Origin of the sequence: Microbacterium sp. 1154 (assembly GCF_031455375.1) — a bacterium.
Lineage (GTDB): Bacteria > Actinomycetota > Actinomycetes > Actinomycetales > Microbacteriaceae > Microbacterium.
In genome coordinates this window covers 1,839,878-1,854,169 of sequence record NZ_JAVDSN010000001.1, presented here as the reverse complement: position 1 = coordinate 1,854,169, position 14,292 = coordinate 1,839,878, and the positions used below count along the sequence as shown (strand labels likewise).

General features: G+C 70.8%; 16 protein-coding genes. 4 read left to right on the top strand and 12 right to left on the bottom strand.

Annotated elements, in window-relative coordinates; translation table 11 throughout:
- Positions 1-3: 3 nt before the first annotated feature.
- Positions 4-3,411 (bottom strand): pyruvate carboxylase, encoded by a 3,408-nt coding sequence (locus tag J2X55_RS08605; RefSeq protein ID WP_309822892.1) that lies wholly within the window; start codon positions 3,409-3,411, stop codon positions 4-6.
- Between the two features lie 68 nt (positions 3,412-3,479).
- Here J2X55_RS08605 and J2X55_RS08600 point away from each other — a divergent pair, with 68 nt between their 5' ends.
- Complete coding sequence (locus J2X55_RS08600) at positions 3,480-4,292, top strand: ParA family protein (protein ID WP_055835478.1); 813 nt, start codon at positions 3,480-3,482, stop codon at positions 4,290-4,292.
- 196 nt (positions 4,293-4,488) lie between these two features.
- Here J2X55_RS08600 and J2X55_RS08595 read toward each other — a convergent pair whose 3' ends face one another.
- The 3 genes from J2X55_RS08595 to J2X55_RS08585 all read right to left on the bottom strand — a co-directional run bounded on the left by J2X55_RS08595 (position 4,489) and on the right by J2X55_RS08585 (position 6,304).
- Positions 4,489-5,034, bottom strand: a complete 546-nt coding sequence (locus J2X55_RS08595; RefSeq protein WP_115920497.1) for a MerR family transcriptional regulator — start codon at positions 5,032-5,034, stop codon at positions 4,489-4,491.
- 95 nt (positions 5,035-5,129) lie between these two features.
- Positions 5,130-5,816 (bottom strand): MerR family transcriptional regulator, encoded by a 687-nt coding sequence (locus J2X55_RS08590; RefSeq protein WP_115920495.1) that lies wholly within the window; start codon positions 5,814-5,816, stop codon positions 5,130-5,132.
- A complete protein-coding gene (locus tag J2X55_RS08585) occupies positions 5,816-6,304 on the bottom strand; it encodes an FHA domain-containing protein (RefSeq protein ID WP_181906557.1) in 489 nt (162 codons plus the stop codon). Before J2X55_RS08585 ends, J2X55_RS08590 begins: the two co-directional genes overlap by 1 nt.
- A gap of 295 nt (positions 6,305-6,599) precedes the next feature.
- On the opposite strand from J2X55_RS08585, the gene J2X55_RS08580 reads away from it, so the two are divergent.
- Together J2X55_RS08580 and lpdA are read left to right on the top strand one after the other, a co-directional pair.
- Positions 6,600-7,241 (top strand): copper resistance protein CopC, encoded by a 642-nt coding sequence (locus J2X55_RS08580; RefSeq protein WP_309822891.1) that lies wholly within the window; start codon positions 6,600-6,602, stop codon positions 7,239-7,241.
- 9 nt (positions 7,242-7,250) lie between these two features.
- A complete protein-coding gene (gene lpdA / locus J2X55_RS08575; protein ID WP_309822890.1) occupies positions 7,251-8,648 on the top strand; it encodes a dihydrolipoyl dehydrogenase in 1,398 nt (465 codons plus the stop codon).
- Between the two features lie 163 nt (positions 8,649-8,811).
- Here lpdA and J2X55_RS08570 read toward each other — a convergent pair whose 3' ends face one another.
- Both J2X55_RS08570 and J2X55_RS08565 read right to left on the bottom strand, forming a co-directional pair.
- Positions 8,812-9,456 carry a CYTH domain-containing protein gene (locus tag J2X55_RS08570; RefSeq protein WP_309822889.1) on the bottom strand — a complete coding sequence of 215 codons (645 nt, stop codon included), beginning with the start codon at positions 9,454-9,456 and terminating at the stop codon, positions 8,812-8,814.
- Positions 9,453-9,680 carry a response regulator gene (locus J2X55_RS08565; protein ID WP_309822888.1) on the bottom strand — a complete coding sequence of 76 codons (228 nt, stop codon included), beginning with the start codon at positions 9,678-9,680 and terminating at the stop codon, positions 9,453-9,455. The genes J2X55_RS08570 and J2X55_RS08565 overlap by 4 nt, the downstream gene beginning before the upstream one ends.
- Before the next feature lie 68 nt (positions 9,681-9,748).
- Here J2X55_RS08565 and J2X55_RS08560 point away from each other — a divergent pair, with 68 nt between their 5' ends.
- Positions 9,749-10,504 carry a glutamine amidotransferase gene (locus J2X55_RS08560; protein ID WP_309822887.1) on the top strand — a complete coding sequence of 252 codons (756 nt, stop codon included), beginning with the start codon at positions 9,749-9,751 and terminating at the stop codon, positions 10,502-10,504.
- Between the two features lie 10 nt (positions 10,505-10,514).
- Here J2X55_RS08560 and J2X55_RS08555 read toward each other — a convergent pair whose 3' ends face one another.
- The 6 genes from J2X55_RS08555 to J2X55_RS08530 all read right to left on the bottom strand — a co-directional run bounded on the left by J2X55_RS08555 (position 10,515) and on the right by J2X55_RS08530 (position 14,247).
- Entirely contained in the window at positions 10,515-11,246 is a 732-nt protein-coding gene (locus tag J2X55_RS08555) for an NAD(P)H-hydrate epimerase (RefSeq protein WP_309822886.1), read from the bottom strand.
- On the bottom strand, positions 11,239-12,309 hold the full coding sequence (locus J2X55_RS08550) for a YhjD/YihY/BrkB family envelope integrity protein (RefSeq protein WP_309822885.1): 1,071 nt from the start codon (positions 12,307-12,309) through the stop codon (positions 11,239-11,241). Before J2X55_RS08550 ends, J2X55_RS08555 begins: the two co-directional genes overlap by 8 nt.
- A gap of 67 nt (positions 12,310-12,376) precedes the next feature.
- On the bottom strand, positions 12,377-12,850 hold the full coding sequence (locus J2X55_RS08545; protein ID WP_309823030.1) for an A24 family peptidase: 474 nt from the start codon (positions 12,848-12,850) through the stop codon (positions 12,377-12,379).
- Between the two features lie 9 nt (positions 12,851-12,859).
- A complete protein-coding gene (locus tag J2X55_RS08540) occupies positions 12,860-13,156 on the bottom strand; it encodes a DUF1905 domain-containing protein (protein WP_115920479.1) in 297 nt (98 codons plus the stop codon).
- 90 nt (positions 13,157-13,246) lie between these two features.
- A complete protein-coding gene (locus tag J2X55_RS08535) occupies positions 13,247-13,639 on the bottom strand; it encodes a DUF2809 domain-containing protein (RefSeq protein WP_309822884.1) in 393 nt (130 codons plus the stop codon).
- A gap of 41 nt (positions 13,640-13,680) precedes the next feature.
- Positions 13,681-14,247 carry a mismatch-specific DNA-glycosylase gene (locus J2X55_RS08530; RefSeq protein ID WP_309822883.1) on the bottom strand — a complete coding sequence of 189 codons (567 nt, stop codon included), beginning with the start codon at positions 14,245-14,247 and terminating at the stop codon, positions 13,681-13,683.
- Positions 14,248-14,292: the final 45 nt, after the last annotated feature.

Sequence of the window (14,292 nt, the reverse complement as noted above, 5' to 3'; positions counted from 1 at the left end):
AGGCTACTGCGCTTGGCGGATTACCAGCAAAAGATCTCCTGCTTCGACCTGTTGTGTGGTACCGATTGCGACACGTTCGATCACCCCGTCGACGGTCGCGGTGATCGCCGCCTCCATCTTCATGGCCTCGATGGATGCCACCGCCTGACCGGCGGAGACGCGGTCGCCCGCCGCCGCCTTCATCGTCACCACACCCGAGAACGGCGCCGCCATCTGTCCCGGCTTCGAGGTATCGGCCTTCTCGGCCTGGCGCGCCTCGACGTCGATCGAACGATCGCGGACGAACACCGGGCGCAGTTGACCGTTCAGCGTGGTCATCACCGTGCGCATGCCCTTGTCGTCGGCCTCGCCGACGGCCTCGAGGCCCACGAACAGCTGCACGCCCCGTTCGATCTCGACAGTGTGCTCGCCGCCGGAGCGCAGGCCGTACAGGTAGTCGGCCGTGTCGAGGACGCTGAGGTCGCCATACGTCTCGCGAGCCTCCTCGAAGATGCGCGTGGGCCCGGGGAACAGCAGCCGGTTCAGGCGGGCACGCCGTTCGGCGGACTCCCCCGTCAGGGCGGCTTGGTCGTCGTCGGTGAGCGGGGTGGTGCCCGTCTTGGCATCCCGACCGGCGAGGACCTTCGAGCGGAACGGCTCCGGCCACCCGCCGGGCAGGTCGCCCAGCTCGCCCGCCATGAACGACACGACCGAGTCGGGAACGTCGTACTTCTCGGGGTGCTGCTCGAAGTCGTCCGGGTCGGCCTTGACCGCCGCGAGATGCAGGGCGAGATCGCCCACGACCTTCGACGAGGGCGTGACCTTCGGAACGCGCCCCAGGATGCGATCGGCGGCGGCGTACATGTCCTCGATGAGTTCGAAGTCGTCGGCGAGGCCCAGCGCGATCGCCTGCTGACGCAGGTTCGACAACTGCCCGCCCGGGATCTCGTGCCGGTAGACGCGCCCGGTGGGCCCGGCCAGCCCCGACTCGAACGGGCGGTAGAGGTGTCGAACGGCCTCCCAGTAGGGCTCGAGATCGCTCGCGGCCGCGAGATCGATACCGGTGTCGCGGTCGGTGTGCGCGAGGGCCGCGATCAAGGCCGACAGCGACGGCTGGCTCGTGGTCCCCGCCATGGGCGCCGACGCCGCGTCCACGGCATCCGCTCCCGCCGCCGACGCGGCCAGCAGGGTCGCGAGCTGCCCTCCCGCCGTGTCGTGGGTGTGCACGTGGACCGGCAGGTCGAACCGCTCGCGCAGCGCCGAGACGAGCTTCGCCGCGGCCGCCGGGCGCAGCAGCCCCGCCATGTCCTTCACCGCGAGCACGTGCGCTCCCGCGTCGACGATCCGCTCGGCCAAGCGCAGGTAGTAGTCGAGCGTGTAGAGGTCTTCGGCGGGATCCAGCAGGTCGCCGGTGTAGCAGACGGCCACCTCGGCGACGGCGGTGCCGGTGCGCAGCACCGCGTCGATCGCCGGCCGCATCTGCGACACGTCGTTGAGGGCGTCGAAGATGCGGAAGATGTCGACCCCGGATGCCGCGGCCTCTGCCACGAACGCGTCGGTGACCTCGGTGGGGTACGGGGTGTACCCGACGGTGTTGCGGCCGCGCAACAGCATCTGGATCGCCACGTTCGGCAGGGCCTGGCGGAGGGCGTCGAGGCGCTCCCACGGGTCTTCGCCGAGGAAGCGGAGAGCGACGTCGTAGGTCGCCCCGCCCCAGGCCTCGACGGAGAGGAGCCCGGGCGTCAGGCGGGCGACGTAGGGGGCGACGCGCACGAGGTCGCGGGTACGCACGCGCGTGGCGAGAAGGGACTGATGTGCGTCGCGGAACGTCGTCTCGGTGACCGCGAGGGCGGTCTGCTCGCGCAGGGCCTTCGCGAAGCCCGCGGGACCGAGCTCCTGCAGTCGCTGACGCGAGCCGGCCGGGGCGGGAGAGGCGAGGTCGAGCGCGGGGAGCTTCGCGCCGGGGTCGATCGAGAGCGGGTTCTCGCCGTGGGGGCGGTTGACGGTGGTGTCGACCAGCCACGAGAGGATCTTCGTCCCGCGGTCTTTCGACTCGCGACCCTTGAGCAGCTCGGGGCGCTCGTCGATGAACGAGGTGCTGAGATCGCCCGCGACGAAAGCGGGGTCGTCGAGCACGGCCTGCAGGAAGGGGATGTTCGTCGAGACGCCGCGGATGCGGAACTCGGCGAGAGCCCGACGGGCGCGCGACACGGCGGCCTCGAAGTCGCGGCCGCGACACGTGAGCTTGGACAGCATCGAGTCGAAGTGCGGGCTCACCTGCGAGCCTGCCGCGGTCGTTCCGCCATCGAGGCGGATGCCGGCACCACCGGGCGAGCGATACGTGGTGATCTTCCCGGTGTCGGGGCGGAAGCCCTGCGTGGGGTCCTCGGTCGTGATGCGGCACTGCAACGCCGCGCCGCGCAGGCGGATGTCGTCCTGCCGGAGGTGCAGGTCGGCGAGGGTGGCGCCGGCGGCGATGCGCATCTGCGACTGCACGAGGTCGACGTCGGTCACCTCCTCGGTGACGGTGTGCTCGACCTGGATGCGCGGGTTCATCTCGATGAAGACGACCTCGCCGGCGCGCGGGCCCGCGGTCTCGAGCAGGAATTCCACGGTGCCGGCGTTCTGGTAGCCGATCGAGCGGGCGAAGGCGACCGCGTAGCGGTGCAGGTCGTCGCGGACCGCGGGGTCGAGGTTCGGCGCGGGCGCGATCTCGATGACCTTCTGGTGGCGCCGCTGCACCGAGCAGTCGCGCTCGAAGAGGTGGACGGTCTCGCCCGCGGCATCCGCGAGGATCTGCACCTCGACGTGGCGGGGTCGCTGAACGGCCTGCTCGAGGAACATGCGCGGGTCGCCGAAGGCGCTCTGGGCCTCGCGCATGGCTTCCGCCAGCGCCGGGGCGAGTTCGCCCTTCGACTCGACGCGCCGCATGCCGCGACCGCCACCGCCGGCGACGGCCTTCGCGAACACGGGGAACCCGATGTCGTCGGCCTGCGCGAGGAGCTCGTCGATGTCGTCCGACGCGGGCGTCGAGCGCAGCACCGGGACGCCCGCGGAGATCGCGTGCTCCTTCGCCGTGACCTTGTTGCCGGCCATGGCCAGCACCTCGGCGGGAGGGCCGATGAAGGTGATGCCGTGGGCAGCCGCCTTCTCGGCGAGCTCCGGGTTCTCGGAGAGGAAGCCGTAGCCCGGGTAGATGGCATCCGCTCCGCACTCGCGGGCGACGCGGATGATCTCGTCGACGTCGAGGTAGGCGCGGACCGGGTGGCCCCGCTCACCGATCTGGTACGCCTCGTCGGCCTTCAAGCGGTGGAGCGAGGCGCGATCCTCATACGGGTAGACCGCGACGGTGCGGGCTCCGACCTCGTATGCCGCACGGAAGGCGCGGATCGCGATCTCCCCGCGATTGGCGACCAGGATTTTCGAGAACATGCGCACCTCACGTCAAGCTGGCGGAGCTGAATGTGCTCACAGCCTAGGGGACGGTAACGTGGACTCTCGTGCACGTACTCTCCGTCAGCTCTCTCAAAGGCGGGGTCGGCAAGACGACCGTGACACTCGGGCTGGCTTCCGCAGCCTTCGCACGTGGCGTCCGCACTCTCGTCGTCGACCTCGACCCTCAGTCCGACGTGTCGACCGGGATGGACATCCAGGTCGCCGGTCGGCTCAACATCGCCGATGTCCTGGCCAACCCCAAAGAGAAGGTCGTCCGACAGGCGATCACCTCGAGCGGGTGGGCGAAGGTGCATCCCGGCACAATCGACGTCCTGATCGGGAGCCCCTCGGCGATCAACTTCGACGGCCCGCACCCCAGCGTCCGTGACGTGTGGAAGCTCGAAGAGGCCCTCGCGACCATCGAGGCCGACTACGACCTCGTGCTGATCGACTGCGCCCCCTCGCTCAACGCCCTCACGCGCACCGCCTGGGCGGCGAGCGACCGCGTCGTGGTGGTCACCGAGCCGGGGCTGTTCTCGGTCGCCGCCGCCGACCGCGCCCTGCGCGCGATCGAAGAGATCCGACGCGGCCTCTCGCCGCGTCTGCAGCCCCTCGGCGTCGTCGTCAACCGCGTGCGTCCGCAGTCGATCGAGCACCAGTTCCGCATCAAGGAACTGCGCGACATGTTCGGTCCCCTCGTGCTCAACCCGCAGCTGCCCGAGCGCACCTCGCTGCAGCAGGCGCAGGGCGCCGCGAAGCCGCTGCACGTCTGGCCCGGCGACTCCGCGCAAGAGCTCGCCGCCGACTTCGACGCCCTCCTCGACCGGATCGTGCGCACCGGCCGCATCCCCGTCGAGAACGAGGCCCCGCAGGCCTGAGCCTCGGCTTTTTCGGACGCCATCCCGCTGCCCCCCGCAGCCGGGCGGCGTCTGACGTTTCCGCTCGCGCACGTCGCGGGTGAGTCGCCGGACAGCGTCGATCCGAAAGAGCGCGAGGCGACACACCCTGGCGACTCGTGCGTGTGGAAAAAGCAGAATCCCGGATGCCATGGCATCCGGGATCCGAAGGAGTCTGTCAGGCGGTGCGTGCGGCGCGGCGGGCGGCGAGCTCGTCGACGGCGTCGGGGGTGGCGCTCTCGAAGTCGACCAGCGTCGACTCGACCTCACGGAGGACCTTGCCGACGGCGATCCCGAAGACGCCCTGACCGCGGCTGACGAGGTCGATGACCTCGTCGTTCGAGGTGCAGAGATACACCGACGCTCCATCGCTCATGAGCGTGGTGCCGGCGAGGTCGCGGATGCCCGCCGCACGGAGCTGATCGACCGCGGTGCGGATCTGCTGCAACGAGATGCCGGTGTCGAGAAGACGCTTCACGAGCTTGAGGACGAGGATGTCGCGGAAGCCGTAGAGACGCTGCGACCCCGAACCACTCGCGCCACGGACCGTCGGAACGACGAGCTCGGTACGAGCCCAGTAGTCGAGCTGGCGGTAGGTGATACCGGCGGCGCGTGCCGCGACGGCTCCGCGATACCCGGTGTCGTCGTCCATCTCGGGCAGACCGTCGGTGAAGAGGAGGTCGGCGGCGAACCGAGGTTCACCGAGTGCGTCGCCAGCGTTCATGCTCGCGTCCTCCTCATCGGTTCGTTTCCTCCACGCTAGATGAGCGGAGGTCCCCCGGCAATGACATCCGCTCCGAGGGCCGCGGCGTGTCGCGATCAGGACAGGATTCGCTCGAGAGCATCGCGCACGAACATCGTCCGCACCTCGTCGAGACGAGCCGCGAGCTCGGGTGCGAGCTCGCTCGCACGGGCCCGCGACGGCGCGTCGGGGCGCCGCAGCAGGGCCGACAGCGCCGATTCGACCAGCGAGACGTCGCGCTCGGCACTCTGGCGGAGCGAGCGGATGTGACGCGGCTCGATGCCGTGGCGATCGAGCGCGACGAGGGCCCGCAGCAGTGTGACGGCCTGCTCGGAGTAGGTGTCGGAACCGGTGATCACGCCGGTGCTGATCGCGTCGTTCAGCAACTGCGGGCGCGCACCCGCGGCGGACAGGAGCTCGTCGCGGCGGTAACGGCGCGGAGCGCTGGTCATCGACGGGATCGCGGTGGGCGGCGCCGGGTTGCGGCCCGCATCGAGATCCGCCAGATAGTCGCGGATGACGACGAGCGGAAGGTAGTGGTCGCGCTGCAGGGTGAGCGCGAGACGCAGACGCTCGAGATCGGCGGGCGAGAACTTGCGGTAGCCCGACTCGGTGCGGGTCGGCGACACGATCCCCTGCACCTCGAGGAACCGCAGTTTGCTCGAGGTGAGTGCCGGGAAGTCCGGGGTCAGGCGCGCGAGCACCTGCCCGATGCTGAGCAGCCCCGCAGCCGTCTGTCGACTACGGGAGGGGGCTGCCGCCATCAGTGCTCTGCCGCGGGCAGGTCGACCGGCGAACCGAAGAAGTTCAAGCGGAACTTGCCGATGCGCACCTCGGCGCCGTTGACGAGAGCGGAACGATCGACCCGCTCGCCGTTGACGTAGCTGCCGTTCAGCGAGCGCTGATCGACGATCTCGAACGAGCTGCCCGAGCGCAGGATCTCAGCGTGACGCCGCGAGACGGTGACGTCGTCGAAGAAGAGGTCGGCCTCGGGGTGACGGCCGACGGTGGTCACGTCGGTGTCGAGGAGGTAGCGGGCTCCGGTCGTCGGGCCGGAGCGCACGATGAGCAGGGCGGCCCCGGTCGGGAGAGCCTCGATCGCTTCGAGCTCGGCCTCGGTGAGGTCCGCACCGAAGGGCACGAACGAGAGGTCGGCGTCGTGGGTCTGGGTCGTGTCGTGAGAGGCACCCGCTGCGGCGGCGTCGGCCGCGCGCCGGATCTCGTCTCGCTCGAATCGGCTGGTCTCGTCCACGGCTTCTCCTTCATATTCACCATAACCGATCGGTCGCCAACGGCGGGGTCGACCGACTTCGAGCGGGCCATGGTGAGGCGTGATGTGTCTGTATTCGCCGAAACCGGGACACCGCGGTTTGGGGGATGCGGAGGCGGCCGACGAGACACTCGAACCTATCGACCCGAACGTGCCCGTGTCGAGTCCGCATCACCCGCTGTCGGCGCGCCGTGTTCACCCGGGGCCACCTTCGGAGACACCGAGGCTCTGTGCACGCTCTCGGTCCGGTCGCTTTCCGCCTGGTTAGGGTCGAAGAGTGACTTCCCTCGAGACGCCCCGCCGACGCTCCCTTCCCGCTCTCGTGGCCGCCGGCCTGCTGGCCGCCGCCGCTCTGCTCGTACCGGCCCTGCCCGCCGCGGCCCACGACGAACTCGTCTCGACCGATCCCGCCGCCGGCGCGACGCTCGAGGCGCTCCCCTCCCAGATCACCTTCACCTACAGCGCCGACATCCTCACCGACCCGGGGGCGACCGTGATCGAGGTCTCCGACGCCTCGGGCGCCTCGCTCGCCGACGGCGCCCCGACCGTCTCGGGCGCCGAGGTGACGCAGGCCCTGACGGGAGCGGCATCCGGGACCGTCACGGTGAAGTGGCGCGTCGTGTCGAGCGACGGCCACCCCATCGACGGCGACTTCGCCTTCACAGTCCCCGCGGCCGCCCCCACCCCCACCGCGACGGCGACCACCACGGCATCGGCGAGCCCCTCGACCGCCGAGAGCGCGGCGCCGTCGGCTTCGTCGGATGCCACTCCCCTGCCCGCCGAGAACACCTCGGACGCGTCGCCCCTGCCCTGGATCCTGCTCGCGGTCCTGCTCGTCATCGTGGCCGGCGTGCTCGTCTACGTCTTCGCCTCGCGCGCGGGTCGGAAGACCGCCGGCGGCGACACCACCGGGCGATAGGCTGGAACCATGCCTCATTACGATCTGGTCATTCTTGGTGCGGGTCCCGGCGGATACGTCGCCGCCGTCCGCGGCGCACAGCTCGGACTGTCGGTCGCGATCGTCGAAGAGAAGTACTGGGGCGGTGTGTGCCTCAACGTGGGCTGCATCCCCTCCAAGGCCCTCCTGCGCAACGCCGACCTCGCGCACACGTTCCACGCGAAGGCCGACCTGTTCGGCATCTCGGGCGATGTCACCTTCGACTTCGGCAAGGCGTTCGACCGCTCGCGCAGCGTCGCCGCCGGTCACGTCAAGGGCATCCACTACCTGATGAAGAAGAACAAGGTCACCGAGTACGAAGGGCGCGGCTCCTTCGCCGACGACCACACGCTCAACGTGACGCTGACGGACGGCTCGAAGGAGCAGGTCACCTTCGACAACGTCATCATCGCCACCGGCTCGACCGTGCGCCTGCTCCCCGGGGTCAGCCTCTCGGAGAACGTCGTCACGTACGAGGAGCAGATCCTCACCCGCGAGCTCCCCGAGTCGATCGTCATCGTCGGCGCGGGCGCCATCGGCATGGAGTTCGCGTACGTCATGACCAACTACGGCGTGAAGGTCACGATCATCGAGTTCCTCGACCGCGCCCTCCCGAACGAGGACGCCGAGGTCTCGAAAGAGATCCAGAAGCAGTACAAGGGCTACGGCGTCGACATCTTCACCTCGACGAAGGTCGACTCGGTCACCGACCACGGCGACAAGGTCACCGTCGCCTACACGGCGAAGGACGGCTCGACCGGCTCGATCGACGCCGACCGCGTGCTCATGTCGATCGGTTTCGCGCCGAAGGTCGACGGCTTCGGCCTCGAGAACACCGGCGTGAAGCTCACCGAGCGTGGCGCCATCGAGATCGACGACCACATGCGCACCAACGTGCCGCACATCTACTCGATCGGTGATGTCACCGCGAAGCTGCAGCTGGCCCACGTGGCCGAGGCGCAGGGCGTCGTGGCCGCCGAGACCATCGCCGGGGCCGAGACGCTGACCCTGGGCGACTACCGCAACATGCCCCGCGCCACCTTCTGCAACCCGCAGGTCGCGTCGTTCGGCCTCACCGAGCAGCAGGCCCGCGATGCCGGTCACGACATCAAGGTCGCGAAGTTCCCCTTCTCGGCCAACGGCAAGGCCAACGGCCTGGGCGAGCCCGTCGGTTTCGTCAAGCTCGTCGCCGATGCCGAGACTCTCGAGCTCATCGGCGGTCACCTCATCGGCCCCGACGTGTCGGAGCTCCTGCCCGAGCTGACGCTCGCTCAGAAGTGGGACCTCACCGCGCTCGAGGCAGCCCGCAACGTGCACACCCACCCGACGCTGTCGGAGGGTCTGCAGGAGGCCTTCCACGGTCTGACGGGACACATGATCAACCTCTGATCACATGACGCTCGAAGGCCCGTCCGGTTCGCCGGGCGGGCCTTCGTCGTCCCCGTGACAGACAGCGCGCGAACGCGGAACGGCACCCCGCGACGACAGGTCGCCCGTGGCGACCCTCCGTCGGCGAGGTGCCGTCCTGAACCGCGTCGGTCCAGGGTTGTTGTCAGTGCCCGAGAGCGCGAGCGAGCTTGGACCCGGATGCCGCGGGGCGACCCCCGGCGGCGAACACCGCCGCGTCGACCGCCGCGAAGAACACGGCGCGAGCCTCGTCGTCGGCGGGCGCGGCGGGTCCGAGCTCGACCTCCCACTCGCGCCACGCGGAGTCCACGCCGCGACGCTCGTCCCGCGCGCGGACGTGGTCGTCGACGAACTCGGCGACCTCGTTCCCGTCCGCGTCGAGCAGGGCATAGGCCGTGCGGTGGTTCCGGAGGCGCGCGAGGGGCGTGAACGGGGGCGAGGCGACCGAGGCGACGGCATCCTGGATCGCGCCAGGCACGATCGGGTCGGCGTCGGGGTCGATGTCGCCCTCGAGCGGCCACTGCGTCTCGGTGCGCCCGGCACCCTCGACCGGACCCTTCACGTGCCAGCCCGCATCGGGGCCACCCGTGCGGCGGCGGATCGCGATGCCCGCGCGCGCCAGGTCGGCACCCGCGGTGTCGAGGTAGCGCGCATCGAGGTCGCGCGGCTCGGGCTCGCCGACCCGCGTCACGCCCGGCAGACCCGACCAGTCGGGAAGGGGCGTGTCATCGTCGACGTCGTACTTCGACTCGACCTCGACGTTCGACGAGCCGCTGCGGGCTCCGCTCAATCGTCGCGTCCGTCGGCGTCGGGGTTGATGTCTTCGGTCTCTTCCGAGTAGACGAAGACGGCCTCGGTGGGACCGTCGGCCTCGCCCTGGTTCGCCAGGCCGCCGTCGCGGCGGTAGACCAGCTGGCCCTCGCTGTAGGGCATGATCAGCGTGTCGTCGGACTCGTTCTCGAGAGGGAGCACCTGCCCGTCGAGCGGGCCTCCGGTCAGTCGTGCAATAGCCATGCCGCCAGCGTAGACCGCGGTACCGACGCCGCCCGGCGCCTTGACAGCGCTCACCTACAATCGCTGAGGTGACCCCGACCGACCTCCCCGGCGACCGCCCCTTCGTCCTCCTCGCGACGCGAGCGGAAGACCTCCCGGCCGACGAGGAGTACGCCCTCTTCCTGCGGTTCACGGGGCTGCCTCCCGAGCGCCTCCTTCGTGTGCGACTCGAACGCGAACCCCTGCCCGCGTTCGACCTCGATGAGGTGTCGGGAATTCTGGTCGGGGGGAGCCCCTTCAACGCGTCCGACCCGATCGAGCGGAAGTCCGCCGTTCAGCAGCGTGTCGAGAGCGAGATGGCGGCCCTCGTGGACGAGGTCGTCGCCCGAGACCTGCCGTTCCTCGGCGCCTGCTACGGCGTGGGCACCCTGGGAACGCACCTCGGCGCGCCCATCGACGGCACGTTCGCCGAGCCGATCAGCGTCGTCGACGTGTCCCTGACCCCCGCGGGTCGCGACGACCCGCTGGCGGAGGGCATGCCCCTCACCTTCCCCGCGTTCGTCGGCCACAAAGAGGCGATCAGCGCGCTCCCGCCCGAAGCGACCCTCCTCGCGTCCTCGGCGACGTGCCCCGTGCAGATGTTCCGTGTGAAGCAGAACGTCTACGCCACCCAGTTCCACCCCGAGCTCGACCTGGACGGGATCGTTACGCGCATTCACGCGTACGCCGCGTACGGCTACTTCGCCCCGGACGAGCTCGACCTGACGCTCGCGGCCGTCCGCCGCGCGCCCGTGACGGCTCCCTCGCGCATGCTGCGGACGTTCGTCGAGCGTTACGCCCGCTGAGGCGCCCTCGTCACGGACGCTGCGGCGCGGTGACCCGCACGATCTCGACCGGAGCGGTCGCCGCGGGGTGAGCGAGCTGGAGATACGGCTCCAGACCCAGGTCCACGAGATGCACCCGCCCCGACAACTCGGGACCCCGACCACGGATCAGGCCCGCCTTGAGGGCTCCGAACGTGACCGTGATGTCGGCGGCGAGCACCGCGGCATCCGCCGTCCCGTCGTCGGGATCGAGACCGCTGGGCAGGTCGACCGCGACGACGATCGGCCGCTCGTCGAGGGCGCGGACGCACTCCACAAGGGCGCGCGCTCCCCCGCGCAGGCGTCGGTCGGCCAGATGACCGATACCCAGGATGCCGTCGAGCACCAGGGCGTACTCGGCCAGGGCGCCGCACGCCTCCGACGCCGAACGCACGCGCGCTCCCGCGACCAGGGCGGCGTCGAGTGCCGCCCGGTGCACGCGATCACGGACGAGGACGACGTCGACGCGTTCGGCGACGGTGCAGAGCTCGGCCGCGGCGAAGAGGGCGTCTCCCCCGTTGTCGCCCGCGCCCGCGAGGACGAGGAGGGCACCGGGACGGGTCTCGAGCTGCCGGGCGACGACATCGGCCAGGGCCGCGGCGGCCCACCGCATGAGCGGCCGCCCCTCGGCCAGGAGGGGCTTCTCGGCCGCCCGCACAGCGTCGGCGCTGTATGCGGCTACGCGCTCACGCGATGCCAGGAGACCGGCGGCGGCTTCACTCATCGCGCGACCCCGCGCGCACCTCGGCGCGCTCCTCGCGATCGGCGGCGGCAGGGTCGCTCTTCAAGAGTGTCTCGCGCTCTTTCACCTCGGCCGCGCGGGCGGCCTCGAGCTCTCCGGTCGCGGCGCGCACCGCCTTCTCGGCCCGGCGGACGCGGAACTGGATCAGGGTGGAGGCGCCGTACTTCGCGCGGACCCGGTCGTGATCCTCTTCGGTGGCGACGGTGATGTAGGCCCCCGCGATGAGGATGACCTGGCTGGAGAGGTTCAGCCACAACAGCAGCGCGATCAGCGAGGCGAAGGTCGCCAGAAGCGGGTTGTTGCCCGCCCCGCCGACGAACAGTCCCGACAGCTGCTGCAGGACGACGAGCCCCACACCGCCGAGCAGGGCGCCCCGCACGAGCGTGCGACGGCGCGTCTTCACGCCCGAGAGGGCGGCGAAGGCCACGGCCACGGCGGCCGTGTCGAGGAGGAGGACGACGGCCGTCGAGACCAGCCACGTGAGCACCGCCGAGATCCAGGAGTCGGCGGAGACACCGAGCAGTTCGCGCACGAAGGTGAGCCCCGCGGTCGCGAGGAAGGTCACGATGGCCGCGCCGACGAGAGCGACGCCGATGCCGACGGCGACGGCGAGGTTGCGCACGATGACGAGGACGGGGAGCGTGTCGTCGGTGGCGACGCCGGCGATCTGGCGGAGAGCCGAGCGAAGAGAGCCGATGGCGCCGATCGCGGCACCGAGAAGACCGATGGATCCGATGACCCCCGCGACGGTGAACTCCCGCGGGGCGTCCAGCTTGCTGACGTCGAGCAGACCGTCGGGGCCGACCAGGCCGGGCACCACGTTGTTGACCGAGCGCTCGAGCGCCGAGAACGCCTCGGGATTGCCCGACAGCCAGATCGCCGCGACCGAGAACCCGATGAGCACGGCGGCGAACAGGCTGAACAGGGTGCGATAGGTCACGCTGTCGGCCAGCATGGGGCCGCGCGCCCCCGAGTAGACGAGGAAGGCGCGCACGAGCCGGAGGCGCAGCGCCCAGGCCGTGACACGACGGATGAGGTCAGCCATGTTGTCAGGCTAACGGCGCGAGGGCGCGAGCCTCGCGGGCTTGACCGCCGAGGGCCCGAGCGGCAAGTCAGCCCGGCGTCATCCCTCCGTGCGGTCCTTCCAGGAGGCGCAGCCACGCGCCCGACAGCAACCAGGGCCCGTACGCGATCTCGGCGCGCCGCCCCACCGCGAGCAGAGCACCGGTCGCCGCCACCCCGCCGAGCACGACGGCGAAGAGCAGACCGGATGCCACGGCCTCGGGCCCGTACCACCCGAGCGGCGCGCCGACGAGGGCGGCGAGCTTGACGTCACCGCCGCCGAACGCCCCGGGGCGGACGAGGTGCAGAGCGAGGGCGACGGTGAAGGCCGCCGTCGCACCCCCGACGACGCCCAACGCGCGCTGCGGGTCGCTCGTGCGGAGCGCTTCGACGGTCAGCAGTCCCGCGACGACCAGGAGCGACGGCAGCACCACGACGTCGGGGAGGCGGTGCGTGCGCGCGTCGAGCACGACGAGGGCGATGCCGGCTGCGGCGAAAACCGCGGCGGCGAGCGCGACGAGCATCGGCACGGGTCAGGCGTCGAGGACGAAGAGGTCGACCCGCACGACCGCCCCGGGGTCGATCGCTTCGGCGTCGCGCACGGCGCGTTTGAGCGGCAGGACGTAGACGCCCCCGGCCTGCGGGAAGATCGAGGTGCGGAAGGTCGTGCCGCCGATCGTGGCGTCGACCCGCACCCCGCCGAAACCGCGGCGGACGGTCTGGGTCTCGCGGATCTCAGCGCTCGGCTCGGGCGGCAGAGCGACGAAGTACCAGTCGCTGTCGCTGCGGGCCTCCCAGCGGAAGACGTCTCCCTCGAACCGCACCCTCATCGCCGCTTCCCTTCCTCTCGCGAGGTGGTCACGATACCGGCGAGCAGCGATCGATGGAGGGCGTCCTCTCCTGGGGAGAAGCTTCGATGCTCACGCCCGACGCCGCTGCGAGCGCCCGACGGCGGCATCCACCCCGACGACGGCGAGCGCCGCGCACACGTAGACGACGAGATCCCTCACGTCGAACCCCGTCCCGAGCACCAGCGCGACCGGCCGGAACCGCTCCGCCCACTCGGCCGGGATCCCGGTGGCCTGGAACAGTTCGACGGCGACGCTCCATCCCCCGGCGATCAGGCCGACGACGAGCGGGCGCAGACGCGGGAGGATCACCACGACCCCGGCGTAGACCGCGACCGTGTACAGCGCGTCTCCCGCGATGTCGGTCGCGGCGCTCGAGGGCAGCACGACATGGACGACGAGTCCCGCGGCGACGACCGCTGCCAGCGCGAGAAGGGCGATCAGGCGGCGTCGAGTGGGCGGCATCCTGTCATCGTGACATCTCCCGCCGCAGCGCACGACACGCGTCAGCGGATCACCCCCGCGGCGCGCGCCGGCTCGGCGTAGGCGCGAGCGAGGGACTCGACGGTGTCGTGGGCGTTCAGCCCGCTGGGGTTGGGCAGCACCCAGGTCGGGACGTCCGCGATCGACTCCTCCTGTCGACCGGCGCTCGCGCGGGGTCGCTGGAACCCCTGCCGGTATGCGGTGAGACCGACGATCGCGACCGCCCGGGGCCGCCACCCGGCGACCCGTTCGACGAGCGAGGCCGCACCCGCCTGGAGCTCATCGCGCGAGAGCTCGTCGGCCCGCGCGGTCGCCCGCGCGACGAGGTTCGACACCCCCACCCCGGCGGCGAAGATCATCCGTCGGTCCTCGTCTCCGAGGGGTTCCGCGTGCGCGGGCAGGCGCGGGAGGATCCCCGCCTTCACCAGCGCCGGCCAGAAGCGGTTGCCCGGGCGCGCGAAGGGCGTGCCGGTCGCCGCGGTCCACAGACCCGGGTTGATGCCGACGAACAGCAGCCGCACCCCCGGCTCGACGAGGTCGGGCCGGGTGGTGTTCCGATACGACTCGAGCTCGGCGCGCGTGTATCCCATGAGACCACTATGACCACTAGCCCGTGCGGGACGGCCCGCTCTGCC